The organism is Streptomyces montanus (assembly GCF_005786655.1).
In the GTDB taxonomy this organism is placed as follows: domain Bacteria; phylum Actinomycetota; class Actinomycetes; order Streptomycetales; family Streptomycetaceae; genus Streptomyces; species Streptomyces sporangiiformans.
In genome coordinates this window covers 213,222-237,058 of record NZ_VBZC01000005.1, presented here as the reverse complement: position 1 = coordinate 237,058, position 23,837 = coordinate 213,222, and the positions used below count along the sequence as shown (strand labels likewise).

The 23,837-nt window shown below is 70.6% G+C and carries 25 protein-coding genes; 12 read left to right on the top strand and 13 right to left on the bottom strand.

Translation table 11 applies throughout. The features are described from left to right. On the bottom strand, window positions 1-1,020 hold the full coding sequence (locus FE633_RS06335) for a sugar ABC transporter substrate-binding protein (protein WP_138044072.1): 1,020 nt from the start codon (window positions 1,018-1,020) through the stop codon (window positions 1-3). A 321-nt stretch (window positions 1,021-1,341) separates the two neighbouring features. On the opposite strand from FE633_RS06335, the gene iolC reads away from it, so the two are divergent. The 7 genes from iolC (at window position 1,342) to FE633_RS06300 (ending at window position 9,396) form a co-directional block, all read left to right on the top strand. After that, window positions 1,342-2,292 (top strand): 5-dehydro-2-deoxygluconokinase, encoded by a 951-nt coding sequence (gene iolC / locus FE633_RS06330; protein ID WP_138044071.1) that lies wholly within the window; start codon window positions 1,342-1,344, stop codon window positions 2,290-2,292. A 29-nt stretch (window positions 2,293-2,321) separates the two neighbouring features. Further along, the gene (locus tag FE633_RS06325) at window positions 2,322-3,200 is read left to right on the top strand and encodes a Cgl0159 family (beta/alpha)8-fold protein (protein ID WP_138044070.1); all 879 of its coding nucleotides are present in this window, start codon (window positions 2,322-2,324) and stop codon (window positions 3,198-3,200) included. A 25-nt stretch (window positions 3,201-3,225) separates the two neighbouring features. Next, window positions 3,226-4,122 (top strand): 5-deoxy-glucuronate isomerase, encoded by an 897-nt coding sequence (gene iolB, locus FE633_RS06320; RefSeq protein WP_138044069.1) that lies wholly within the window; start codon window positions 3,226-3,228, stop codon window positions 4,120-4,122. Between the two features lie 11 nt (window positions 4,123-4,133). Next, window positions 4,134-6,008, top strand: coding sequence for a 3D-(3,5/4)-trihydroxycyclohexane-1,2-dione acylhydrolase (decyclizing) (gene iolD / locus FE633_RS06315; protein ID WP_138044068.1), 1,875 nt, complete (start codon window positions 4,134-4,136; stop codon window positions 6,006-6,008). 88 nt (window positions 6,009-6,096) lie between these two features. Then, window positions 6,097-7,590: a CoA-acylating methylmalonate-semialdehyde dehydrogenase gene (locus tag FE633_RS06310; protein WP_138044067.1), complete on the top strand. Its 1,494-nt coding sequence runs from the start codon at window positions 6,097-6,099 to the stop codon at window positions 7,588-7,590. A gap of 55 nt (window positions 7,591-7,645) precedes the next feature. Then, window positions 7,646-8,431, top strand: a complete 786-nt coding sequence (locus FE633_RS06305) for a GntR family transcriptional regulator (RefSeq protein WP_138044066.1) — start codon at window positions 7,646-7,648, stop codon at window positions 8,429-8,431. Window positions 8,432-8,598: 167 nt separating this feature from the next. Continuing rightward, window positions 8,599-9,396, top strand: a complete 798-nt coding sequence (locus tag FE633_RS06300; RefSeq protein ID WP_138044065.1) for a VOC family protein — start codon at window positions 8,599-8,601, stop codon at window positions 9,394-9,396. A gap of 93 nt (window positions 9,397-9,489) precedes the next feature. Here FE633_RS06300 and FE633_RS06295 read toward each other — a convergent pair whose 3' ends face one another. Together FE633_RS06295 and FE633_RS06290 are read right to left on the bottom strand one after the other, a co-directional pair. Further along, the gene (locus tag FE633_RS06295) at window positions 9,490-10,713 is read right to left on the bottom strand and encodes a hypothetical protein (protein WP_138044064.1); all 1,224 of its coding nucleotides are present in this window, start codon (window positions 10,711-10,713) and stop codon (window positions 9,490-9,492) included. A gap of 304 nt (window positions 10,714-11,017) precedes the next feature. After that, window positions 11,018-11,401, bottom strand: coding sequence for a hypothetical protein (locus FE633_RS06290; RefSeq protein ID WP_342791059.1), 384 nt, complete (start codon window positions 11,399-11,401; stop codon window positions 11,018-11,020). 281 nt (window positions 11,402-11,682) lie between these two features. Between FE633_RS06290 and FE633_RS06285 the strand changes: the two genes are divergently transcribed. The 3 genes from FE633_RS06285 to FE633_RS06275 all read left to right on the top strand — a co-directional run bounded on the left by FE633_RS06285 (window position 11,683) and on the right by FE633_RS06275 (window position 13,742). Beyond that, window positions 11,683-11,946 carry a hypothetical protein gene (locus FE633_RS06285; protein ID WP_138044063.1) on the top strand — a complete coding sequence of 88 codons (264 nt, stop codon included), beginning with the start codon at window positions 11,683-11,685 and terminating at the stop codon, window positions 11,944-11,946. Between the two features lie 55 nt (window positions 11,947-12,001). Then, window positions 12,002-13,126 (top strand): transaldolase, encoded by a 1,125-nt coding sequence (tal, locus tag FE633_RS06280; RefSeq protein WP_138044062.1) that lies wholly within the window; start codon window positions 12,002-12,004, stop codon window positions 13,124-13,126. A gap of 163 nt (window positions 13,127-13,289) precedes the next feature. Next, complete coding sequence (locus tag FE633_RS06275; protein WP_138044061.1) at window positions 13,290-13,742, top strand: YbhB/YbcL family Raf kinase inhibitor-like protein; 453 nt, start codon at window positions 13,290-13,292, stop codon at window positions 13,740-13,742. 69 nt (window positions 13,743-13,811) lie between these two features. Here the strand turns inward: FE633_RS06275 and FE633_RS06270 are convergent, their stop codons facing one another. Further along, a complete protein-coding gene (locus FE633_RS06270; RefSeq protein WP_138044060.1) occupies window positions 13,812-14,456 on the bottom strand; it encodes a phosphoribosyltransferase in 645 nt (214 codons plus the stop codon). A gap of 67 nt (window positions 14,457-14,523) precedes the next feature. Next, window positions 14,524-15,174: a dienelactone hydrolase family protein gene (locus FE633_RS06265; RefSeq protein ID WP_138044059.1), complete on the bottom strand. Its 651-nt coding sequence runs from the start codon at window positions 15,172-15,174 to the stop codon at window positions 14,524-14,526. A gap of 214 nt (window positions 15,175-15,388) precedes the next feature. Here FE633_RS06265 and FE633_RS06260 point away from each other — a divergent pair, with 214 nt between their 5' ends. Continuing rightward, complete coding sequence (locus FE633_RS06260; protein ID WP_171059824.1) at window positions 15,389-15,781, top strand: STAS domain-containing protein; 393 nt, start codon at window positions 15,389-15,391, stop codon at window positions 15,779-15,781. 66 nt (window positions 15,782-15,847) lie between these two features. Here the strand turns inward: FE633_RS06260 and FE633_RS06255 are convergent, their stop codons facing one another. The 6 genes from FE633_RS06255 to FE633_RS06230 form a co-directional block, all read right to left on the bottom strand. Continuing rightward, window positions 15,848-16,276: a DUF2267 domain-containing protein gene (locus FE633_RS06255; RefSeq protein ID WP_138044057.1), complete on the bottom strand. Its 429-nt coding sequence runs from the start codon at window positions 16,274-16,276 to the stop codon at window positions 15,848-15,850. Window positions 16,277-16,418: 142 nt separating this feature from the next. Continuing rightward, window positions 16,419-17,486 (bottom strand): polyprenyl synthetase family protein, encoded by a 1,068-nt coding sequence (locus FE633_RS06250; RefSeq protein WP_138044056.1) that lies wholly within the window; start codon window positions 17,484-17,486, stop codon window positions 16,419-16,421. Then, entirely contained in the window at window positions 17,483-18,568 is a 1,086-nt protein-coding gene (locus FE633_RS06245; RefSeq protein WP_138044055.1) for a tetratricopeptide repeat protein, read from the bottom strand. The genes FE633_RS06250 and FE633_RS06245 overlap by 4 nt, the downstream gene beginning before the upstream one ends. Before the next feature lie 263 nt (window positions 18,569-18,831). After that, window positions 18,832-19,341, bottom strand: a complete 510-nt coding sequence (locus tag FE633_RS06240; RefSeq protein ID WP_138044054.1) for a mycothiol transferase — start codon at window positions 19,339-19,341, stop codon at window positions 18,832-18,834. Between the two features lie 68 nt (window positions 19,342-19,409). Then, entirely contained in the window at window positions 19,410-19,817 is a 408-nt protein-coding gene (locus FE633_RS06235; protein ID WP_425473150.1) for a Zn-ribbon domain-containing OB-fold protein, read from the bottom strand. 124 nt (window positions 19,818-19,941) lie between these two features. Further along, window positions 19,942-20,664 carry a TetR family transcriptional regulator gene (locus tag FE633_RS06230; protein WP_171059829.1) on the bottom strand — a complete coding sequence of 241 codons (723 nt, stop codon included), beginning with the start codon at window positions 20,662-20,664 and terminating at the stop codon, window positions 19,942-19,944. 285 nt (window positions 20,665-20,949) lie between these two features. On the opposite strand from FE633_RS06230, the gene FE633_RS06225 reads away from it, so the two are divergent. Further along, a complete protein-coding gene (locus FE633_RS06225; RefSeq protein ID WP_138044052.1) occupies window positions 20,950-21,951 on the top strand; it encodes a hypothetical protein in 1,002 nt (333 codons plus the stop codon). Window positions 21,952-21,972: 21 nt separating this feature from the next. Here the strand turns inward: FE633_RS06225 and FE633_RS06220 are convergent, their stop codons facing one another. Both FE633_RS06220 and FE633_RS06215 read right to left on the bottom strand, forming a co-directional pair. Continuing rightward, window positions 21,973-23,292: a hypothetical protein gene (locus FE633_RS06220; protein WP_138044051.1), complete on the bottom strand. Its 1,320-nt coding sequence runs from the start codon at window positions 23,290-23,292 to the stop codon at window positions 21,973-21,975. Window positions 23,293-23,350: 58 nt separating this feature from the next. Further along, window positions 23,351-23,740, bottom strand: coding sequence for a hypothetical protein (locus FE633_RS06215; RefSeq protein ID WP_138044050.1), 390 nt, complete (start codon window positions 23,738-23,740; stop codon window positions 23,351-23,353). Window positions 23,741-23,837 lie beyond the last annotated feature (97 nt).

The window sequence follows — 23,837 nt, the reverse complement described above, 5'->3', positions numbered from 1 at the left end:
TCACCGAGTACCCTTCGCGGCGAACTTGGCGATCGTGTCGACATTGCTCTTGTCGACGAACGCCGGGCCCGTCAGGACCGGCTCCTCGCCACCGCCGCTGTAGTTGCCGTTGGTCTTGTACAGCCACAGCGAGTCGATCGAGAGATAGCCCTGCAGGTAGGGCTGCTGGTCGACGGCGAACTCGATGTCGCCCTTCTCGATGGCGCTGGTCAGGTCCTTGTTGAGGTCGAAGGTGGCGACCTTGGCCTTGCTGCCCGCGTCGGCGACGGACTGCACCGCGGTCAGCGCGTACGGAGCGCCGAGGGTGACCACCTGGTCGATGGAGCTGTCCTGCTTGAGCTTGGCGGTGATCGTGGACTTCACGGCCGGCATGTCGGTGCCGTTGACGTACACGTTGTCCGTCTTGCCCTTGAAGGTCTTCTCCACGCCCGCGCAGCGCGCCTCCAGTCCGACGTGACCCTGTTCCTGGACCACGCAGGCGACGTGCTTGGCGCCGGTCTCGTTCAGCTTCTTGCCGAGCGCCTCACCCGCCACGCCCTCGTCCTGGCCGAAGTACTCCAGCAGACCCATGTCCTTCCAGTTGTCCACACCGGAGTTGAGGCCGACCACGGGGATGCCGGCCTTCGTGGCCTTCGCCACGACGTCCTTCATGGCGTCCGGCTTGGCGAGGGTGACCGCGATGCCGTCGACCTTCTGGTCGATCGCGTTCTGCACGAGGCCGGCCTGGTCGGCCGCAGTGGGGTTACTGGAGTAGATCAGCTTGACGTTGTCCTTCGCGGCCGCCGCCTCGGCACCCTTGCGGACGATGTCCCAGAAGGTGTCACCCTGGGCCTGGTGGGTGACCAACGCGATGGTCATGCGGGGGGTGTTGGCCTTGCCCGCGGCGGCGTTCTCGCCGCTCTCCTCTGCTTCCTTGCCGCCGGAGCCGCTGGAGCAGCCGGTGACTATCAGCGCCGTCGCGGCGGCAGCGGCCACGAGGGCGGGGAATCTACGGGAGCGTGGGCGAGACATAGAGTCCATCTTTCCGGCACCTCACTGTGCTACTGGGGAAAGGGAACGGGAACACGGGCGGGGCGTGAGCCCGGACCCTGGGGGGCCGGCCCGGCGAACGCGGGCCATGTGCCGAACAACTCGGTTGTGCTGTTGGCACGGGATGAAAGTACCTGACAGCCCCACCTGTCAATACTTTGTTAAGACATCATTTCACGATCACGTGCGAATGTAAGTACAAAGTATTGACAGGGCTCTGTCGCGCGTCTTACACCTAAGGGCACACCGGTCCCCGGCAGGCAGCCTTCATCCCCACGGCTGTCCGCATCCCCAGCACGAGGAGCGAGGCGCATGACCGAGTCCTTCGACCTGATCACTATGGGCCGCATCGGCGTCGACCTCTACCCCCTGCAGACAGGCGTGCCCCTCAGCCGTGTCGACACCTTCGGGAAGTTCCTCGGCGGGTCGGCGGCGAACGTCGCGGTGGCCGCCGCGCGCCTGGGCCGATCCACCGCGATCATCACCCGCACCGGAAACGACCCGTTCGGCACGTATCTGCACGAGGCGCTGGGCGAGTTCGGGGTCGACGACCGCTGGGTCACGCCGGTCGACGCCCACCCGACCCCCATCACCTTCTGCGAGATCTTCCCGCCCGACGACTTCCCGCTGTACTTCTACCGCCGGCCCAAGGCGCCCGACCTGGAGATCCACACCGAGGAGCTCGACTTCTTCGCCATCCGGGCCGCCCGCATCTTCTGGATCACCGGGACCGGTCTGAGCGAGGAGCCCAGCCGCTCGGCCACGCTCGCCGCCCTCAAGGCCCGCGACAAGTCGGGCATCACCGTCTTCGATCTCGACTGGCGCCCCATGTTCTGGAAGGACCCGGCCGAGGCCCGCCCGTACTACGCCGAAGCCCTGGGCCACGCCACGGTCGCCGTCGGCAACCTCGACGAGTGCGAGGTCGCCACCGGCGTGCGCGAACCCCACGCCTGCGCCCAGGCGCTGCTCGACGCGGGCGTGGAACTCGCCGTGGTCAAGCAGGGCCCCAAGGGCGTCCTCGCCGTCCACCGGGACGGCACCACCGCAGAGGTTCCGCCGGTACCCGTGGAGGTGGTCAACGGCCTCGGCGCGGGCGACGCCTTCGGCGGTTCCCTCTGCCACGGACTGCTCGCCGGCTGGGAGCTGCAGAAGACCATGCGATACGCCAACGCGGCCGGAGCCATCGTCGCCTCCCGCCTCGCCTGTTCCTCCGCGATGCCGACCGCCGCCGAGGTCGAGGATCTCGTCGCCTCCCGAGGCTGACCCGCCGCCCGCTTGAACGGAGTCAACCCTTGAGCCTCACCATCCCCGACCTCGTCAGGGTGCGCGCCCGCCACCCGGAGGCCATCGCCGAGGCGGCCACCCGGCGCAGGCGCCGCCCGCTCATCGGCGACAGCGGCCGCCTCATGATCGTGGCCGCCGACCATCCGGCACGCGGCGCTCTCGGTGTCGGCGACCGCCGTCTGGCCATGGCCAACCGTGCCGACCTGCTGGAGCGGTTGTGCGTGGCGCTGTCCCGGCCCGGCGTGGACGGGGTGCTCGGCACCGCGGACATCCTGGAGGACCTGCTCCTCCTCGGTGCCCTCGACGACAAGGTTGTCATGGGCTCGATGAACCGCGGCGGCCTGGCCGGCGCCGCCTTCGAGATGGACGACCGCTTCACCGGACACCGCGCCGAGGACATCGCCCGGCTGAACTTCGACGCGGGCAAGCTCCTGCTGCGCATCGACTACGACGACCCCGGGTCGCTGACCACCCTGGAGTCCACCGCCCGCGCCGTCGACGCCATGGCAGAGCGCCGGCTGCCGTTGTTCGTCGAGCCGTTCATCTCCCGCCGCATCGAGGGCGCGGTACGCAACGACCTGTCCGCCGAGGCCGTCACCCGCTCCATAGCCATCGCCTCGGGCCTGGGCGGCACCTCCGCCTACACCTGGCTGAAGCTGCCGGTCACCCGCGACCCCGACGACATGGCCGCCGCCCTGGAGACCTCGACCCTGCCCGCCGTACTGCTGGGCGGCGAGGTCGGCAAGGACCAGGAGGGCGCGTACGAGAGGTGGCGCAAGGCGCTGCGGCTGCCCACCGTGCAGGGCCTGGTCGTCGGCCGCTCCCTGCTCTACCCCGCCGAGGGCAGCGTCGAGACCGCCGTGGACACGGCCGTCGGGCTGCTGTGAGGGCCGGACCCGGAGGAACCAACTCATGACCACCACACACCACATGCCCGCGGGCAAGGCCACGAGCGGCCAGTACGCCGTCGACATCACCCCCGAGACAGCAGGCTGGGGCTACTCCAGCCTGCGGGTGCTCGACCTGCGGCCCGGCGACTCACACCTCTTCACGGCCGGGGACAGCGAGTGGATCGTGCTGTCGCTCAGTGGCGGCTGCACCGTCGCCGTCACCGACGACCGCGGCCGTGACACGTTCTCATTGCACGGCCGCGACAGTGTGTTCAGCGGCGTCAGCGACTTCGTGTACGTGCCGCGCGACGCGACCGCGACGCTCACCTCGGACACGGGCGGGCGCTTCGCGCTCACCGGCGCCCGCTGCGAGCGCCGCCTGCCGCCCCGCTACGGGCCCGCCCCGTCCGTCCCCGTCGAACTGCGGGGGACCGGCAACTGCTCGCGCAAGGTGCACAACTTCGGTGCCGCCGGAGTCTTCGAGTGCGACAAGCTCATCGCCGTCGAAGTGATCACTCCCGGCGGCAACTGGTCCTCGTACCCGCCGCACAAGCACGACGAGAACCGCCCCGGGGAGGAGACCGAACTGGAGGAGATCTACTACTTCGAGTTCGCGGACCACGAGGGCACACCGGGCCTCGGCTACCAGCGGGTCTCACCGTCCGGCAACGGTCAGGGCACGGATGTGCTGGCCGAGGTGCGCGGCGGCGACGTCGTCCTGATCCCGGACGGCTGGCACGGGCCCTCCATGGCCGTGCCAGGCCACGACATGTACTACCTCAACGTCATGGCGGGCCCCGGCGCCGAGCGTGCCTGGCTCATCTGTGACCACCCCGACCACGCCTGGATCCGCGACACCTGGCCGGGCCGGCCTGTCGACCCCAGACTCACCACCGGCTTCACCGCCCAGTCCCAGTGAGGTACGCCCCGATGAGCCCCTCCACCCGCCGCCTGACCGTCGCCCAGGCGCTCGTGCGCTTCCTCGCCGCGCAGTACACCGAACGCGACGGCGTACGGCACCGGCTGATCGCCGGGACGTGGGGAATCTTCGGCCACGGCAACGTCGCCGGGATCGGCCAGGCGCTGCTGGAGGCCGACGAGCGGACCATGCCGTTCCACCAGGGCCGCAACGAACAGTCCATGGTGCACGCCGCCGTCGGCTACGCCCGCCAGCTCAACCGACTGTCCACACAGGCCGTCACCACCTCCATCGGCCCCGGCGCCACCAATCTGGTCACCGGAGCCGCCCTCGCCACCGTCAACCGGCTCCCGGTCCTGCTGCTGCCCGGCGACTACTTCGCCACACGGACCGCCGACCCGCTGCTCCAGCAGCTCGAACACCCCGTGTCCGCGGATGTGTCCGTCAACGACACCCTGCGCCCGGTCTCCCGCTACTTCGACCGGATCACCCGCCCCGAAGCCCTGATCCCCTCCGCCCTCGGCGCCATGCGCGTGCTCGCCGACCCCGTCGAGACCGGCGCCGTCACCCTCGCCCTGCCGCAGGACGTCCAGGCCGAGGCGTACGACTGGCCCGAGGAGTTCTTCGCCGACCGGGTCTGGCAGGTACGCCGCCCCGCACCCGAACAGGCCGAACTCGCCGAGGCCGCGCGCGCCATCAAGGCCGCCGAACGGCCGCTGATCGTCGCCGGCGGCGGCGTCCACCACAGCGAGGCCGAGGACGCGCTCAAGGCGCTGGTGGACGCCACCGGCATTCCCGTCGCCTCCACCCAGGCGGGCAAGGGCTCGCTGCGCCACGACCACCCCGCCGACATCGGCGGCATCGGCCACACCGGCACCGCGGTCTGCGACGACATCGCACGCACCGCCGACCTGGTCATCGGCGTGGGCACCCGCTACACCGACTTCACCACCGCCTCCAGCACCCTCTTCGCCCACCCCGCGGTGCGCTTCGTCAACCTCAACGTCACGCCCTTCGACGCCCACAAGCTGAGCGCGCGGACGCTGGTCGCCGACGCCCGCGCAGGGCTCGACGCGCTCACCGAGGCGTTGTCCGGCCACCGCGTGGACGCCGCGTACGAGGCCGAGTACCGCGCGGGCAAGGAGCGCTGGGAGCAGGTCGTGGACGCCGCCTACCGGGCGGCCGACGAGAACGAGGCTCCCACCCAGACGCAGGTGCTCGGCGCCCTGGACGCCGTCGTCGGCGACGACGACGTGGTCATCAACGCCGCCGGGTCGCTCCCCGGCGATCTGCACAAGCTGTGGCGCGCCCGCTCACCGCGCCAGTACCACCTCGAGTACGGCTACTCCTGCATGGGCTACGAGATCCCGGCCGGCATCGGCGTACAGCAGGCGGCCCCCGCGACGCCCGTGTGGTCCCTGGTCGGCGACGGCACGTACCTGATGATGCCGACCGAGATCGTCACGGCGGTCCAGGAGGGCCTGCCGGTCAACCTGGTCCTCATCCAGAACCACGGCTACGCCTCCATCGGCGGCCTGTCCGAGGAGACCGGCGGTGAGCGGTTCGGAACCGCCTACCGTTACCGGGAGGCCGACGGCACCTTCACCGGCGCGCCCCTGCCCGTCGACCTCGCCGCCAACGCGGCCAGCCTCGGCATGGACGTCATCCGCGCCAAGACCGTACGTGAACTGCGCGACGCCCTGGCCCGTGCCCGCGCGTCGAACCGCCCGACCTGCGTCTACGTCGAGACGGACCCCACGCCCACCGCCCCCGCGGCCCAGGCCTGGTGGGACGTGCCGGTCGCCGAGGTCGCCTCCCGCGAGGCCGCCACCAGGGCCCGCGAGACCTACGACCGCAACGTCCAGGGGCGCCGCCGGCACCTCTGATCCTCCCGCTTGAACCCTCGATGAACCCCCTTGAACCCCCTTGAACCTGCTGATTCCCTCAGCTCACGAAAAAAAGGATCCGCCCGTCATGAAGACCATCAACCACTGGATCGGGGGCAAGGCCGTCGATGGCGCCTCCGGTCGCTTCGGCCCCGTGTACAACCCGGCCACGGGCGCCCAGGAAAAGCAGGTCGCCTTCGCCACCGTGGACGAGGTGGACGCCGCCGTCGCCACCGCCCAGGCCGCCTTCGAGACCTGGGGCACCGCCTCGCTCGCCAGGCGCACGGCCGTTCTCTTCAAGTACCGCGAGCTGCTCGACGCCCACCGCGACGAGATCGCCGAACTGATCACCGCCGAGCACGGCAAGGTGCACTCCGACGCGCTCGGCGAGGTTGCCCGCGGTATGGAGATCGTCGAACTCGCCTGCTCCATCCCGCAGTTGCTCAAGGGCGAGTTGTCCACGCAGGTCTCCACCCGCGTCGACGTGGCCGCGATCCGCCAGCCGCTCGGCGTCGTCGCGGGCATCACCCCGTTCAACTTCCCGGCCATGGTGCCGATGTGGATGTTCCCGATCGCCATCGCCTGCGGCAACACCTTCGTGCTCAAGCCGAGCGAGAAGGACCCCTCCGCCTCGTACCGGCTGGCGGAGCTGGCCACCGAGGCGGGACTGCCGGACGGCGTGCTGAACGTCGTGCAGGGTGACAAGGTCGCCGTGGACCGTCTCCTTGAGCATCCGGACATCACCGCCGTCTCCTTCGTCGGCTCCACCCCGATCGCCAAGTACATCCAGCTGAAGGGCATCGAGCACGGCAAGCGCGTCCAGGCACTCGGCGGCGCCAAGAACCACATGCTCGTCCTGCCCGACGCCGACCTGGACTACGCCGCCGACCAGGCCATCAACGCCGCGTACGGCTCGGCAGGCGAGCGCTGCATGGCCGTGTCGGTCGTCGTCGCGGTCGGCGACACCGGCGATGAGCTGGTCGGCAAGATCGCCGAGCGGGCCAAGGGCCTGAAGATCGGCCCCGGCAACGACGCGGCCAGCGAGATGGGTCCGCTGATCACCCGCGAGCACCGCGACAAGGTGGCCTCCTACGTGGACAGCGCCCGCGCCCAGGGAGCCGAGGTCGTCGTCGACGGCACCGGGTACACGGTCGAGGGCCACGAGGACGGCTTCTTCCTCGGCGTCTCGCTCCTCGACAAGGTGCCGGTCACCGCTGACGCGTACCGGGACGAGATCTTCGGCCCCGTGCTGTGCGTGGTCCGTACCGAGACCTACGACGACGCCATCGCGCTGATCAACCGCTCCCGCTGGGGCAACGGCACCGCGATCTTCACGCGGGACGGCGGCGCGGCCCGCCGCTTCCAGCTCGAAGTCCAAGCCGGCATGGTCGGCGTGAACGTCCCGATCCCGGTCCCCGTCGGGTACCACTCCTTCGGCGGCTGGAAGGACTCCCTCTTCGGCGACCACCACATCTACGGCAACGACGGCATCGCCTTCTACACCCAGGGAAAGGTGATCACCACGCGCTGGCCCGACCCGGCCGACGGCGGCATCAACCTCGGCTTCCCCAGCCACTCTTGAGACACCTCGTCCGCACCACGCGAGTCGTCCACAGCACGCGAAGGGAGGGGCTCCTGTGACAGCGCACGGCCAGGCGGCCCGTGCCGCGAACGCCTCCGCGTTCGACGGCATCCAGTTCGCGCTGGACCGGGGCAGCCCGATCCCGCTCTACTACCAGTTCGCCCAGCAGCTGGAGTCCGCGATCGAGCACGGCGCGCTCGCGCCCGGCAATCTGCTGGGCAACGAGCTGGACATCGCCGCGCGGCTGGGCCTGTCCCGGCCGACCGTCCGGCAGGCGATCCAGTCCCTGGTGGACAAGGGACTGCTGGTGCGCCGGCGCGGCGTCGGAACCCAGGTGGTGCACAGCCAGGTCAAGCGTCCGCTGGAGCTGAGCAGCCTCTACGACGACCTGGCGGACACCGGGCAGAGCCCGGCCACCCGGGTCCTGCGCAACGAGGTCCAGCGGGCCTCGGCGGACGTCGCCGCCACCCTAGGCATCCCCGAGGGCGGCGACGTCATGGTGCTCGAGCGGCTGCGCCTGACGCATGGCGAACCCGTGGCGTACCTGTGCAACTACCTGCCCGCCTCACTGCTCGACCTGGACACGGCCCGCCTGGAGGCGACCGGCCTCTACCGGATGATGCGGGCCGCCGGCATCACCCTGCACAGCGCCCGCCAGACCGTCGGCGCCCGCTCCGCCACCTCCGAGGAGGGCGAGCTGCTGGAGGAGCCGGCAGGAGCCGCGCTGCTCACCATGCGGCGCACCGCATACGACGACACAGGGCGAGCGGTCGAGTACGGCACCCACGTCTACCGCGCCACCCGCTACGCCTTCGATTTCCAGCTCCTCGTACGCCCCTGAAGCGAGGCCGCTCGGGGGCGCCCCTGAACGGCGCTGCCCAGGTTGCTCGGGGCGGTCGGGTCCGGTGCGGCGGCTCTTCGACGCGCGCGGTGGCGGCTCGCTGGCTAGCGTGAAAAGTCGGAGCAGTCTTCTCGGATCAAGCCTTCTCAGACGAAGGAGTCGGAGCCATGGCCGCAGAACCCGAGGGAACGCCCTGCTGGGCCGACGCGATGTTCGCCGATCTCGAGGGCGCGAAGAGCTTCTACGGTGACGTGCTGGGCTGGACGTTCGGTGAGGCGTCGACGGAGTACGGCAACTACACGCAGGCGTATGCGAACGGCAAGGCGGTGGCCGCCGTCGTCCCGCCGATGCCCGGGGCGGAGGACCAGTCGGCCTGGTGCCTGTACCTCGCCTCTCCGGACGTCAACGCCACCGCCGCCAAGGTCCGCGACCATGGCGGTGAGGTACTGATGGGGCCGATGCAGGTCGGCGACTTCGGCTCCATGCTGCTTGCCCGGGACCCGAGCGGTGTCGTCTTCGGCGTCTGGCAGGCCGGCGTCCACGAGGGCTTCGAGGCGAAGGCCGTGCCCGGCGCGTACTGCTGGGCGGAGGTCTTCACCCGGGAGCCCGAGAAGTCGGACGCCTTCTTCCCGGCCGTCTTCCCGTACCGCGCGCAGCAGATGGAAGACGAGACGATGGATTTCAGGGTCTTCAACCTCGGCGAGCAATCCGTCCTCGGCCGGATGAAGATGACGGACGACTTCCCGCCCGAGGTGCCGCCCTACATCAACGTGTACTTCACCGTCGAGGACTGCGACGCGGCGGTGGCGAAGGCGACCGAGCGCGGCGGGGTGCTGCGGTTCGGTCCGATGGACACCCCCTTCGGCCGCTTCGCGGCACTGAGTGACCCGCAGGGCGCCTCGTTCTCTGTCATCGACATGACCACGACCAAGGGCGACATGCCCAAGATGACCGACGTGTCCTGACCGGGCCGTCCTCCCCGCCATGGCCCCGCGCCCGTCACGCTGACGCTGACGTGGGCGCGGGGCCGCAGCCTGCCTCGGCTGCGCCGGCGTCACTCAGCAGATGTTCTGACGGCTGTCGACCAGCCGGTTGTTGCGGAAAGTGGTGTTCGTGCCACAGGGATTCTCGGTGATCGCGGAGTTGGTCACCGTGAGGTTCTGAACGGTGATGTTGTCGTTGTTCGCGAACTCCGAGCGGGCGGCGAGCCGGATCTCCCCTCCGCCGGTGACGCTGCCGCTCTGGGCGGCGACGTTCACGTTGTAGCAGTTCTCGATCAGGATCGAGTTGTTGCCGGTGTTGGAGAGGGTGACCCGGTCGATGACGGCGCCGCCGCTCTCGGAGACACAGAAGACCCCGCGTCCGCCGCCGCGTGCGATGACCTCGCCCACCCGGATGTTGGTCGGATAGCCGCTGCCGACCCGGCCGTTGCGGTTGGCCATACGAAAGGCCGCGTAGCCGGTGCCGGCGCCCGCGTTGTTCGCGTCCACCTTGGTGACGGTGGCATTGATGGTCTGGTTCAGCAGCAGCCCGGACTCGCCGACATCGCGGGCCGTCACCGTGCCGATGGTGAGGCCGTCGACTCCGTACGTCTCCACCGCGTGGCTGCTCGCCCCGGACACGTAGACATTGTCGATCCGGACGTTCTTGGTCCACTGGCTGGTGTTGCCGCGGTTGTCGATCCGTACGCCGAGACCGCGCGACAGCCGCATGTCGATCTGGCCGAGGACCACGTTCTGCACGTTGCGCATGAAGACGCCGTACAGCGGGGTGCCGGTGAGCTTCAGATGCTGGACCTCGATGTCCCGTACGCCGCGTGCGTAGACCGGGGCCTGGTCGCCGGAGCCTGAGCCGGTGACGTTGATGGTGTCGCAGACGTCGAGGACGGTGTAGCTCGGCAGGGAGACCCTGGACCCGGCGCTGATGGAGCCCGAGCCACGCACGACGACCCGTTCCTTCGAAGTCCGGCCCGCCGTAAGGCTGTTCACCGCGGCCTGCATCGCGGCGCGCATGTCGGAGCCGGTGTAGACGACGCTGCTGCCCCGGCGGGCGGTCCAGGTGCTGCCGTTCAGTACGGCCTCGGCCTGGTACGAGCCGTCGCCACAGGCCGCTGCCGCGGACGCGGTGGTGGCGGCGGCCTGTTGGGGCGCGGCGGCCGCTTTCGGCGCCGCGTCGGCGGGGGCCGTCAGCGTGGCGGCCCCGGCGAGCAGGGCGGTGGCACAGGCAGCGGTGGCGCAGGCGGCGGTGACCCTGGTGCGCCTCTTGTGGGTGCCTAAGGTCATGCCTCTGAAGTGAGTTGCGGCTCTGCGTCCCATCTCGGCTTCTCCTGTCAGTGGGGGGTGGGCGCGCCTGACGACCCGTCCTGCGGCGCTCCGGTCCCGTGTCGAATGCGATTCGATCGAGCGTGAATTGAATCGATTCACCGCGGGAGGTGCGTGACCGGGGAGGACTCGGCTCGGGGTGTTACCGGCGCGCTACGGAGGTCAATCGATAGCAAGCGCTTTCTCGTGCGGGTGGTGAGTGTGGCAACGGCGCCGCGTGGCGTCAAGGGTCCGGTGCGTCGTCCCGCCGTCGTGCGGCGGGCGGTCACCCCGATGGCATCGTCGTGGCGGGTGGCTGGATCTCCAGGACGGTCGCCACACCGGCGCCGGTGGGCGAGCGGTGCCCGATGTCCCACATCGGCCGCAGAACACCGGCGCCGGGCAGTGGGCCCTTGCGACGGCCCTCCGAGGCCGGGCGGAGGGCCAGGCCCGCCCGGATCATCCCGTGGCGGGCCTCGTGGCACCGCCAACGGCACCAAGCAGCGCTCCGCTCCAGCCGCAGCCGCTCGGCGGCTTCGGCGAGCGTTTCCCAGAAGGCCACCGGCAGCGGACGGCCGTCCCCGAGCTCCCCGAGCTCCCCGAGCTCCTCCAGCAAACCGAGGGCGATCTCCCACTCGTCGTCGACGAGGTACTCCCATACGTCGTCCACCGTGATGGCGTTCGCCGTGCCGCCGATGCGGGAGCCAGGGCCAACAGGGAAGCCGCTTCCAGTAGTTCGGGGACGTTCATGCGGTGATTGTCGAACATGGTCCGCTGCCGTGTGCCTGTGGCGGTCCCGCCGCGCAGGAGAAGCGGCGTCCAGCGTGCCAGGACGCGGTGATCGGGTCGGCCGGAGGGCCTCGCGGGCCGGCCGGGCGGTCTCGTTTGGTGTCTGGGACGGCGGGTACTCCGGATGGGCCCGTCAGGGCGATCAACACAGGAGCTGCCAGCATGAACGATAAGCGGATGGAGGAGCCGGGCACGAACACGAAGGTGCCGCGGGACCTCCCCGAGCCGCCGTACGAAGCCGAGCGGGAGGACGCACTCGTCGAGGTTCCGACCGATGAGGAAGCGCCTCCGGAGGTCTACCCGGACCCCGACGAAGCCGGCTCCGGGCGGCGTCGCGGTGACGAGAGCGACGACTCCGATCAGGGCGGACCCCCCGCCGAGGAACCCCTCGCCGAGGAACCCGTCCCTCAGGAACAGCCCGACTGACAGCGGACCCGACACAGGGGAGAGGCGACGCAGCCGGGGAGAGGCAAGGCACAGGATGGGTGACGCACTGGAACAACTGACACGATCCGGGGTGGCGGTCTGGCTCGACGATCTGGGCCGGCAGCGACTGACCGGCGGTGGCCTCGCGGACCTGGCCCGCCACCGGCATGTGACGGGAGTGACCAGCAATCCCACCACCTTCACCAACGCCGTCGCGAACACCGACGCCTACGCCGGTCAGCTGACCGATCTGGCGTTGCGCCGCGTCGGCGTGGAATCGGCACAGCGCGAGCTGAACTGCTTCGACGTGCGATGGGCCTGCGATGTGCTCCGCCCCGCCTACGAGGACAGTGACGGTGTCGACGGCCGGGTGTCGATCGAGGTCGCCCCCGGCCTGGCGTACGACAGCGAACGGACCGTCGCCGAAGCGCGGGCGCTGTGGTGGCTGGTGGACCGGCCGAACCTCTTCGTCAAGATCCCGGCGACCCGGCAGGGGCTCCCGGCGATCAGTACCTGTCTGGCCGAGGGCATCAGCATCAACGTCACCCTGATGTTCTCGCTCGAGCGGTACCGGCAGGTTCAGGACGCGTTCCTGACCGGCATGGCGGGCGCCCGCGACGCGGGACACGACCTCTCCCGGATCGGCTCGGTGGCGTCCATCTTCGTCTCCCGTATCGACACGGAGGTGGACCAGCGCCTCGACAAGATCGCAGACGAGGCGGCGCGACGGCTGCGCGGCAGCGCCGCCGTGGCCAACGCGCGGTCGGCCCACCGCCTCTACGAGCAGATGGTCGGCGAGGAGCGATGGACCTCTCTGGCCGACGCGGGAGCGCGCCCTCAGCGCCTGCTGTGGGCCTCCACCGGCGTGAAGGACCCGAGCTACGACGACACCCGCTATGTCGTCGACCTGGTCACCGACGGCGTCGTCTGCACCATGCCCGAGACGACCTTGCACGCGGTCGCCGACCACGGCCGCATCCGCGGCGACACCGTGCGCGAGCACTATGACGAGGCCCAGCGCGTCCTCGACTCCCTGCGAGAGGTGGGCGTCGACTACGACGACGTCATGGCCGTTCTGGAGAAGGAGGGCGTCGAGAAGTTCAGTGCCAGCTGGGAGCACCTCGGCGAGATCCTTGCCGACCAACTCAAAACCGGCGGCGCGAGTTCTGGGCGGGCTTGACCCGGCGGGCGCGGGCCCTCGGTCGAACGGGTCGCGACTGGTGCGTTCAACGCCGTGACCTGGGTACTCGGGTGCACCGCGAGGGGTAGCAGACGCAGTCGGCTCCATGATCGAGTCGGCTGCGTCATGTGTGCTCGCGCTCTCTCGGGGTACTGCGGCGCGCATGACCGATATCGAGCTCAAGAGCGCCGCATTCAGAGATCATGACGTGATTCCGCGCCGTCACGCGAAGACGGGGGAGAACATCTCTCCGCCTCTGAGCTGGTCCGGAGTCCCCGAAGAGGCAGCGGAGCTGGCTCTTGTGTGTGAAGATCCGGACGCGCCGTCGGGAACGTTCGTCCACTGGCTGGTGACCGGCATCGATCCGCACAGCGAGGGTCTGGACGCCGACGAGCAGCCCTCGGGCAGTCAGCCGCACCGGAACGGCTTCGGGGAGCGGGGGTGGGGCGGGCCGCAGCCGCCGGTCGGCGATGACGCGCACCGCTACTACTTCCGGTTGTACGCCCTTCCCGCTCCCGTGTCGCTGCCGGACGACGCCACGGCCGACGACGTGCACAGTGTGCTCGACCGGCAGCAACTGGCCAGCGGCACGCTGGTGGGGCTCTACCAGCGCTGACGTCGTCCGCCTCCGCTGCGAGGCAGGACCTTCCGCACGCCTGACAGGGACTTGCTCAGCCCGCACGCCTCACGGGGACTTGCTCAGCACCTCGAGCACCTCGCCGTCCGTCACCTGGTCGAACTCGTGGTACCAGAGCCCGACCGCCATGAACGCCGCGGGCTCGTGCAGGCAGACGACGTCGTCCGCTTCCGCCCGCACCAGACGGCTCGCCTCCGGTGAGCAGACCGGGACCGCGAGGGTGACATTGGCGGGATCGCGCAGGCGTACGGAGCGCAGTGCGGCCAGGGCGGTGGCTCCGGTGGCCACGCCGTCGTCCACCACGACAGCCGTCCGGCCGGTCAGGTCGGGAACGGCCCGGCCCTTGCGATAGAGCTGTTCGCGCCGGTGCAGCTCAATCCGCTCCAGCTCGACTATGGGCTCAAGAGACGCCTTGCTCAGGCCGAGGCGGTCCAGCGCCCGCTCGTCGTAGAGCGGCGGGTCGTCCCCGACGATCGCGCCGACGCCGAGCTCCGGCTGGAAGGGAGCCCCGATCTTGCGGGCGACCAGCACATCCAGCGGCGCGTCGAGGGCGCGCGCGACCTCGTCGGCCACGATGACGCCGCCGCGAGGCAGTGCGAGCACGACCGGGTCGGACAGGGCTCCCTTCTCCTGCCGCGCCCGGAGCCGTTCCGCCAGGGCCGCGCCGGCCTGCCGTCGGTCATGGAAGCGCATGAAGACCACTCCTTCCGCCCCCTCGTGTGCCGAGTGCCGGACGCTGCGGGAGGCAGGCGGACGCGGGCTACCGGCGTGGGTGCACGCTGCTGGTGAACCACCGTGCGGCCGCCGCCGCGACCTCGTCCAGGGCACCGGGTTCCTCGAAGAGATGCGTCGCGTGCGGGATCACCCGCAGCTCGTGCGGGGCTTGCAGCCGACTGGCCGCGTCCCGGTTCAGCTGCAGGACGACCTCGTCGCGCCCTCCCACCAACAGGAGCACGGGCGCGCGTACGCGGGCGAGGACCTGGTCGGGGGCCAGGTCGGGACGGCCACCGCGGCAGACCACGGCCCGCACGTCCTGAGGGCGTTCGGCGGCGGTCGCCAGCGCGGCGGCCGCTCCCGTGCTGGCGCCGAACAAACCGATCGGCAGGTGTTCGGTGCGGGCGGCCAGCCAGTCCGCCGAGCCGGTCAGCCGCCGGGTGAGCAGGTCGATGTCGAACCGGTGCCGACCGGTCGCGACGTCCTCGGCCTCCTCCTCGGGGGTCAACAGGTCGATCAGCAGGGTGCCGAGTCCCGCGGTACGGAGCGTGGCGGCGACGGCCTGGTTGCGCGGGCTGTGGCGGGAACTGCCGCTGCCGTGCGCGAAGAGGATGACCGCCGACGCCTGGTCCGGCACCGTCAGATCTCCGGCCAGCGCCGCTTCGCCGGTCTGTACGGTCACGAGCGTGGACAGCATGGAACCTCCCGGCTGCTGTGGATCCGGAAACCGGGCGACCGCCGAGTACCCCCGGGCTCGCCGACCATGCGGCCGGGAGCGTTCACACCCGGCCGAGCGCGATGCGAATGGTGCGGCGTACAGGGGGTACGTGAGGGCGGAGAAAATATGCCCCACTCGGTCACGGTGCGCCACAGGGACGCACGGGTGCTTACCCCCGAAGGGGATGGGGGCGATGATGCAGCATCCGACCTACGACATCCGAGAGCGGACCGTGAACGACAGCACGGTCATCGAACTCTCCGGAGAGCTGGATCTCATGGCCAGCACGGAGCTGGTGGCATGCCTCGACGCCGTGTGCGAGGCGGGCCCCAGCCGGCTGGTGCTCGACCTGCGGCGGGTCACGTTCCTGGACTGCAGCGGCCTCGCGCTCCTGTGCCGCATCCGCAATCGGCTGGCGGGCGGACGAGGCCGGCTGCTCCTCGTCCTCGACGACTCGCGCCACAGACGCCTGCTCCGACTGACCGGGCTCTCGTACACCTTCGACATCGTCACGGACCTGCCGACCGCCCTCACCAGGACCTCTCCGCCCGGACGGACCGATACGGGCGCGGACGGCATCACCTGAAGGGCGCTCCGCCCGAAGGACGCTCAGCCTGAGCCGGTCCCGTGCCGGCCCCGTGTCGGCTCCCGCTTATGCCCCGGTGTCTTCGGCCCGGGCAAGCGGCAGCAGCGTACGGATGTCCGTGGGCAGAACGCTCGCCAGTTTCTCCATCTCCTCGGGCGCCACCGCCGCGTCCAGGACCTCGAGGACCGCGGCCGCCTGCCGCAGTGCGACATCCTCGGGCACGCCGGCGCGCCAGGCGATCCTGCCCGCGAACGCGGTGAGGTCGAAGCGCTCGCCGGTACCGCGCCGCCGTTCGTCCTCGGAGGGCCCGGCGGCTTTCTCCCGCATGGACTCGGCCAGGTCCGAGGGGAGCTGTGCGGCCAGGTGATCGGCCAGCCCCTCGGGGATGCGCTCGGCCAGCGTCGACAACACCGCCCGCGCCGTGTGTTCGGCGGCGCCCCGGTCGGGCAGCTGAGCCTGTGCCTGGACCTTTCCGATCAGCTCGTCGTGCCGCATGGTTCCCGACTCCTTCTGATACGCGGTGCACGGTGCACGTGTTCCTGCGGCTCGTGAGACGGACACGTACACCATGCGAGCACCATGCGAGTTTCCCTGGAGCGAGCGAATACACGGCCCCCTGCTGCCCCGGCCGTTCGTCTCAGCTCTCGCGTCGCAGGAGGAAGGACAGCAGCGCACGCAGCCCGTCGGCCGCGGCCTGCTCCAGCGGGACGCTGTCGAGGCAGGCGTCCACGGCGGCGATGTGGCGGTGCGCCTCGGCCAGGGCCGCGGCGCGGCCGCCGGCCTCCTCGATCAGGACGGCGGCCCGTCGGACGACGGTGTCGTCGAGGGGTTCGGGGGAGTCCAGGAGGAGGGCGAGACGCTGGGTGTCCGGAGCGGCGAGAGCGGCCAGGACCGGGAACGTCTTCTTGCGCCGGCGCAGGTCCGCGTGGACCGGCTTGCCCGTGAGGGCGGGGTCGCCCCAGACGCCCAGGATGTCGTCGATCACCTGGAAGGCCACGCCGAGGTGGCGTCCGGCACGGTCCAGGGCGGTGATCGTCGCCGGCTGGGCACCGGCGAGTACGGCACCCAGTGCGGCCGCGCACCCGAGGAGCGCGCCGGTCTTGTGCTCGGCCATCGCCCGGTACTCGTCCGGGCGGACCGCGTCCGGGCCGGTCCAGGAGCGGGACTCGAAGAGCAGGTCGTCGGCCTGACCGCGTACGAGGTCGTTGAGGGCCGTGGACATGTGGCGTACCGCCGCCGGGACCTGGCCGCCCGGCGCGTCGGCCAGCGTCTCCACGGCCAGCGCGAAGAGCGCGTCGCCCGCGAGGACGGCCGGACCCGTGCCATACGCCTTCCACACGGTGGGACGGCGGCGCCGGGTCGGATCGCCGTCCATGATGTCGTCGTGCAGGAGTGAGAAGGTGTGTACCAGCTCCACCGCGACGGCCGCGGCGACTCCGGATCGTACGGGCGCCCCGGACGCCTCCGCGCCCAGGACGGCCAGCGCCTGCCGCAGCCCCTTGCCGCCGGCCGCGGCAGCGGGCGCGCCGCCGACCTCACACCAGCCGAAGGAGTACGCGGCCATCTCGCCGACCCACGGATGCAGGCGCGCGACGGCTTCCTCCAGCGCCGGACGCACCAACTCCCGGCAGTGATCGAGGATATGAGGAGCCGCACCGGCGGGAGAGGACAGGGCGGACGGAAGGACCGAGGACCTCGTCGTCATCGCCCCTCCTCCACGCTCGCGGCGGCTGCCGTCCCGGCCTCCTTGGGCCCGACCCCCACCTCCACTCCGAACTCCGCCTGCGCCCGAGCCACCATCTGCCGCGCGTGCCGAAGTCCGATCCGCTCCAACGTCCTTGCGAGTTCGGCCAGTTCGGCCGCCGTCTCGTCGAGATCGCGGCCCAGGTGTGCGAGGGACTTGGCCAGCCCGAGACGGGACAGCGCCTCCCCGCGCGGCTCGTTCATCGCACGGAACTCCGCCAGCGCCTGCTCGTAGGTGTCCCGCGCCTCCACGTACCGCCCGGCGCGGTACAGGACGTTGCCGCGCATCTTGTGGTTGTACGCCAGCGCGCTCGACAGGTTCATCTCGCGACAGGTGACCTCGGCCTCGGCGAGCAGCCCGAGTGCCCGCTCGGCGTCCCCGTCACGCACGGAGACGATGTCGGCGAGGCCTCGTAGCGCCCAGGCGTGGCCACGGCGGTCGTCGGCCCGCCCGGCGATCTCGGCGGCCTCCTCGAACATCGCGTACGCCGTGTCGTACGAGCCGGTGTTGCGGTGCATCTGCGCGATGCCCTCCAGCGCCCACACGGTGTGCCGGGCCTCGCCGCGCTTGCGTGCCTCGGCCAGGAGCTGTTCGTGCAGCGCGCCGACCGCGGTGTAGTCGCCCTGGATACGGCCGGTCTCCGCCATTCCGGCGAGCGAGTAGCCGCGTACGACGATGTCGCCGCCGCGCTCGCCGAGTTCGGCCGCCAGGCCCAGCAGCCGCCAGGCCAGGGCGAGTGCGCCGCGTTGGCGCGCGAGCGTGCCTCCGCTCCACAGGGCCCATGCCATCGCCGCGTCGTCCTCGGCTTCGCGGGCGGCGCGGTAGCTCGCCTTCCACGCCCGGTCGGCGTCTGCCACCTGCCCGAGCCGCCTGTGTGCCTCGGCGACCGCGAGACCCGACCGCGCCGCCTCGCGCCGCTCTCCGGCCCGCTCGGCCGCACGCAACCGCTCGGTACCGGCGGCCAGCACGTCCACCAGCGACGAGTTCACGGACAGTGTGGTGAGCGCGCCCTGGTACTCCGGGGCGAATGCCTTGCCGTACATGGATGCCTTTCGGTCTGCCGTCTGCTTGCCCGGGGGCACGGCGGACCTATCCGCGTCGCGTATACACGGCGTGTATACGCGGAGTGTATAGTGCGCCGGATGTCCGCCCCGGATCGTCATCCTTGGGGCGGGGGTCACCGGCGCCGCCGCGCCTTCCCGTTGTCGATCAAGACGTCGGCGTCGGCGGCCGGGTTGCTTCTGAGGTGTACATCACAGGCAGGGCAGGGAGGCCCACGCGCCGCGCGGGCCTCGCCGAGCCTTGCTCAGCGGCTTTGCAGGATCCCCCGCACGAACGCCGCCTGGCCGACGTGCTGCAGGTCGTCGGAGACGACGCTGATCAGGCGGACGCCCAGGGTGACGGGAGGGGACCAGCTCTTGTCGACGACGCGGTCCAACTCGTCATCGTCAAGGTCCTGCAGGTAGGAGAGCGTCTGCTCGTGGACCGCGTCGTAGTAGCCCACCAGCAGGTCGCCCGAGTCCACGCGGACCTTGGCGACCTTCTGCGGGGTGTGCCCGTATCCGGTGTCCTTGCGCGGGAGGCCGAGGCCGAAGCGGTCCGCCCAGTCCTGCGACTGCCAGACCTGCTTGCGGCCGGAGGCGTCGGCGACGTGGTCGTCCTGGATGCGGGTGAGATGCCAGACGAGCCAGCTGATCGAGTTGGCCCGGTCGTCGGGGCGGGCGTTGAGATCGTCGGCGGAGAGTCCGTCGACGACGGCGTGGACCTCCTCCTGGATGCGACCGTACGCGTCGACGAGAACATCCTTGGCGTGCATGGGTTCCTCCACGCTCTGCGCGGGCAACTGTCCCTGCCAGTGTTCCCGCGAGTCCCCGCCCGCGCGCGTCAGAACCAGCCCGAGTGCGGCTCTTCACTCAGCTTGAACACGGGCTCGCGGCGCACCGGGTCCGCGGCCGTGGTCAGCTGGACGCGGCCGCCGATGTGGATCGCGATGAGCGGGCCCTGTACTCGCCCGCGCACCGTGAACCCTTCCTCCAGCTCGACGAGGGACACATTGCGCGCGGCGGGAGTGTTGCGCTGGACGGTGGTGGAGTGGCGGATGACGCCCTGGCCCGAGCTGCGTTCCGTACGGAGGTCGCTGCCCGCGCAGACCGGGCAGAGCAGCCGGTGGAACATGGCCGTCCCGCACCAGCGGCAGCGCTGGTAGAACAGCCCCTCTTCGGTCGAGTTCGGGGTGGTCGCCCTCTCCGCGTCGAGCACGCCCGCCGCGATCCCGTTTCCTCGGTGGAACACGATGTCATCTCCCTGCGCTGGGCCGGAATCTGATGTGCGCGAAACTGAAGGTGCGCGGAGCACCGCGCCGTGCACGAGCTCAGCGTATGGCACGCAGTGCCACCCGTAAAGGCACTCGGTACCCTCAATCGAGGGGGCGCCCCAGCGTGGTCTCGATCTCCTGGACCACCCGCCACATCGGCACCCCGCGCCGCGAGACGACCACGACCACGTCCTCCGCCGGAGCCTCGGAGGAGGTGGGGGCGGGGGCGTGGGTGGGTGCGGGAGCCGGAGTGGAGCCGGGGGGAACGACAGTCGGACCGAAGGTCCGCTGCACATGGGCGAGTGCGTGGTCGACCTCCGCGCCCGCGTCGCTCTGGCCGTCCGAGCGAAGCCACGACCGCAGCCCGTTGTTGTGCGCCGCGACCACGGCCGCGGCGATCACGTCGGCCTGCAGCGTCCCGTCGCGCCGCCCCGAGAAGCGTCGGCGCAGATATTCGGCGAGGGCCCGCTCGTACCGCCAGACCACCGAGAGTTCGTACGCGCGCAGCCCCGGGACCTTCCTGGTGAGGCGGTAGCGCTGGACCGAGAACGTCGGGTTCTCCGCGTACATGCGCAGGACGAGGCGTGCCGCGTCGCAGACCCGCGCGACCGGATCGTCCTCGTCGCCGCCCCGGCCCAGGAACTCGGTCATGTCGGCCAGACAGCGCTCGTGGTCCGGGAAGACCACGTCCTCCTTCGACGGGAAGTACCGGAAGAAGGACCGCCTCCCGACACCGGCGAGCGACACGATGTCGTCGACAGTGGTCTGCTCGTACCCCCGCTCCAGGAACAACTGGAACGCCGCCGCGACGAGAGCGTCCCGCATCGGCGGCTTCGGAACCGGCGCATCGGCCGCCTGGCCAGGCCGGGATACCTCGCTCATGTGGGGAACCTAGCATCGAGTGACACGAAATGGCACTCAGTGTGCTCTTCCGGGGGAACTGAGTGCCATGGGGCTGCGGTCGGGCGGGAGGATGGGGGAGAGGGGCGAGGGAGGGGACTCCGTGGGCAACCAGTAGGGTCCGGCTCTGTGTCCGCCGGTGGGGCGGGAGTTGGCGTGAAATCGGTGTGACGGGGGTCGGAAACGGTGCGGCGATGGATCAAGGTGTCGGTGACGGCTGCGGTGGTCCTGGGAGTGGCGGGCTATGTGGCCGAGCCGTACGCGCGGGACTGGATGCTGGCCGGGAGCGCCTGCGACGGGGCGCTGCCCCGGGACGTCGTGGACCGGCTCATGCCCGAGGACGCGCATCTCGACAGCGAGGAGTCCCGGCAGAGCGACGGGCTCGGCTCCTATGGGTGCGACCTCACCATCGAGGGCGACGAGATCCAGAACTCGCGGCTCATCGAGATGGAGGCCTACACCCGACGCGACGACCAGGACCGTGAGTTCTTCGGCGCCTTCCCGGAGGAGGGTTTCTCTCGGCAGGGGGTTCTGCCCGACGGGCTCCCCGGGTTCATCGACGATTACCGCGCCATCAACCTCCTGCTGCCCTGCCCGGACCTCGGCGAGGACGCCGAAGGCCGGCAGCGCAAGCTTCTGGTGCGCACGTGGATGGGCACGGACACATTGAGCGGGGTGCCTGGCGCCGCGTACGAGGCGGCCATCGCGCTCACCAACTCGGCTTCCGAACGGCTGGGTTGTGGCGCCGAGCCGCTCAAGGCCCCGAAGGGAGGCGCTGTGCCCGCCGACCCGGAGGACGACCCGAAGACCCTGTCCACGGCGGAGGCCAAGGGCACAGCCTGCGGGTGGGTGGCCGAGGCCGGGCTGCCGAAGGGCGTGGACTGGCGGGTCGATGTCGGAATGAACAACGCGGCACCCACGGGGCGTTGCGACGTCTCCAGCGGGGACAGGGAGTCCGGTTCGGAGAAGTCGCTGGCGTTCGTGGCGTGGTACGGCGACTGGAGCAGCCGCCTCAACTTCGAGGGCGGCAACGGCGAGTTCCGGTCCATGACGGCCACCGCACGTTGCGACGGCGAGGCCGCCAACTACGCGCTCGGCGGGTCCGAGGACATCCCCGGTGTCGGCAAAGCGGACCAGCAGCGGTTGCTCAAGCGGTTCGCGCAGGATCAGGTGAACCGGCGCGGCTGCTCCGATCTGCGGTTCCATTTCTGAGGGGGCGCCGGCCCGGACCCGTCACATCAGCCACAGCGCGCGTACGTACCCGTCCTCCAGCAACTGCCGCATCGCCGTGGCGCGTTCGTCCGGCACGTTCCGCTCCTTCGCCCACCCGGCGAGAACCGTGGCCAGCTGGTGCCGTCCGTCCATCAGGTCGCCGCGTACGGGTCCGGCCACCGGCCGGTCCGCGATGTCGCCCATAGGCGGGCGCGTGCCGAGCTGCCTCGGCGCGGGACGGTACGTGCCGCGCGTGTGCGCGCGTACGGCCTTGTCGAAGGCGGCGAGGTCGGAGATCGTGCCGTCTCGCGCGTACCGGGCGCGGTACTTCATGAGGTTGCCGATACGGCCGGACAGGTCCTCGAGGTCGTTGTCGGGCCAGTCCTGGTCGGTCGACGGGAAGCGTTTGTCGGTCGAACCGCGGAAGTCGGGGTTGCCGCCCTCGTCGGTCAGCCGCTCCAGGTAGTGCGCGAACCAGGCGCGCTCGGCGTCGTAGAGGATCGCGAACGCCTCGGGGTCCTTGGCCAGTTCGGAGACCAGGATCTCGATGTCCGGGTCGGCCTCCGTGAGGCTGTCGCCGTATCCGAAGGTCACGTGTGCTTCGCGGGGCGCAAGGAAGCGACCGAGCCACACGTAGCCCTCTTCGTCGGGCTGGGCCCCCTCGGCGGGTACCGCGGGGCCGGTCACCTGGTCGTCGTAAATCCTGTCGTCGCGGCCCGCGTCCACCACGTACTCGGCCAACATCCGTGCCACGCCCGGCGCCAGCCCGTCGGGGAGTTCGACTCCGTGGAGTGCGGCGGCCACCGCGTAGGCGCTTCGTGCCTGCGCCATGGTGTGCGGCTCACCCGGTCCTGCGGCGCGGGTGGCGGCGTTCACAACGCGGCCGAGAGCGCGCGCGCCGTCTCCGCACACCTCCTCGTGCGCCAGCAGTTTCCTGGTGGAGCCGAAGCGCTTGAGATCCTCGCCCGGATCGAGCGCCTCGGTGGCGGCCGCCGGATCGTCGGCGAGTGCCCGCTTCGAGGCGGGCAGCTGCCAACAGGGCTTGTCCCCACCGGAGTAGGCGAGGGCGAGGGGGACGGACACCCCGGCGACGAGCAGCAACGCGACCGCGCAGACGACGAGTCGCCGGTGCCGCTTCAGCGGGCCGAAACGGCCACCGTGTCCAGCGGGCCGCTCGTCGACTGTGTCTGCGGGGTGCTCGGCGACTTCATCCGCTTGATCCGCGTCATCCGCTTGATCCGCGTCATCCGCTTCATCCGCGGGCAGCTCGTCGAGTCCGTCCTCGGGCCGGTCGACGTCACGGTCGTCACCGGTGTCACTCCTGCTTCCCCCATCACGCATCCCGGCAGACTAACGATTGCCGAGGGCGGTGAACCCGCCGGGGCCGCACATGATCGGCTCAGTTGCCGTGCCGCCCGCTTCCGCTGTCCACCAGGGCCTGGGAGACGACGCGTACACCCCGGGCGATGTGGTTCAACTGCGTGAGTTCCGCGGCGTACAGCTTGATCGTGTGCTCGATGACGGACTCGGGAAGCCCGAGGGCGGGCAGTTCGGCCCGCGCGCTGTGCAGGGCGGTACGAACGACCCGAATCTCCTGCTGGAGCTGTATCTGCGCGTGGCGGGCGAGCAGGATCGGCTGACGGATCAGCAGCGGGTAGCTGCCGTAGCGGTCCGGCACCAGTTCACGCAGCCACTTGGACGCCGAACGTTCCCAGTCCCGAGTACCGGGCGTCTTGACCTGGCAGGGCCAGTCCGTGCTGATCGCTGAGTACGTCAGGGACATCGTCATCGCTTCCCGAGGTGGCCGGCCGGCCGGTCGTCAGATTCTTGGCGGCCCCGGCTAGGGGATGACCGGGACCGCCGACGGGCGTGCGCGAGCGGTGCCC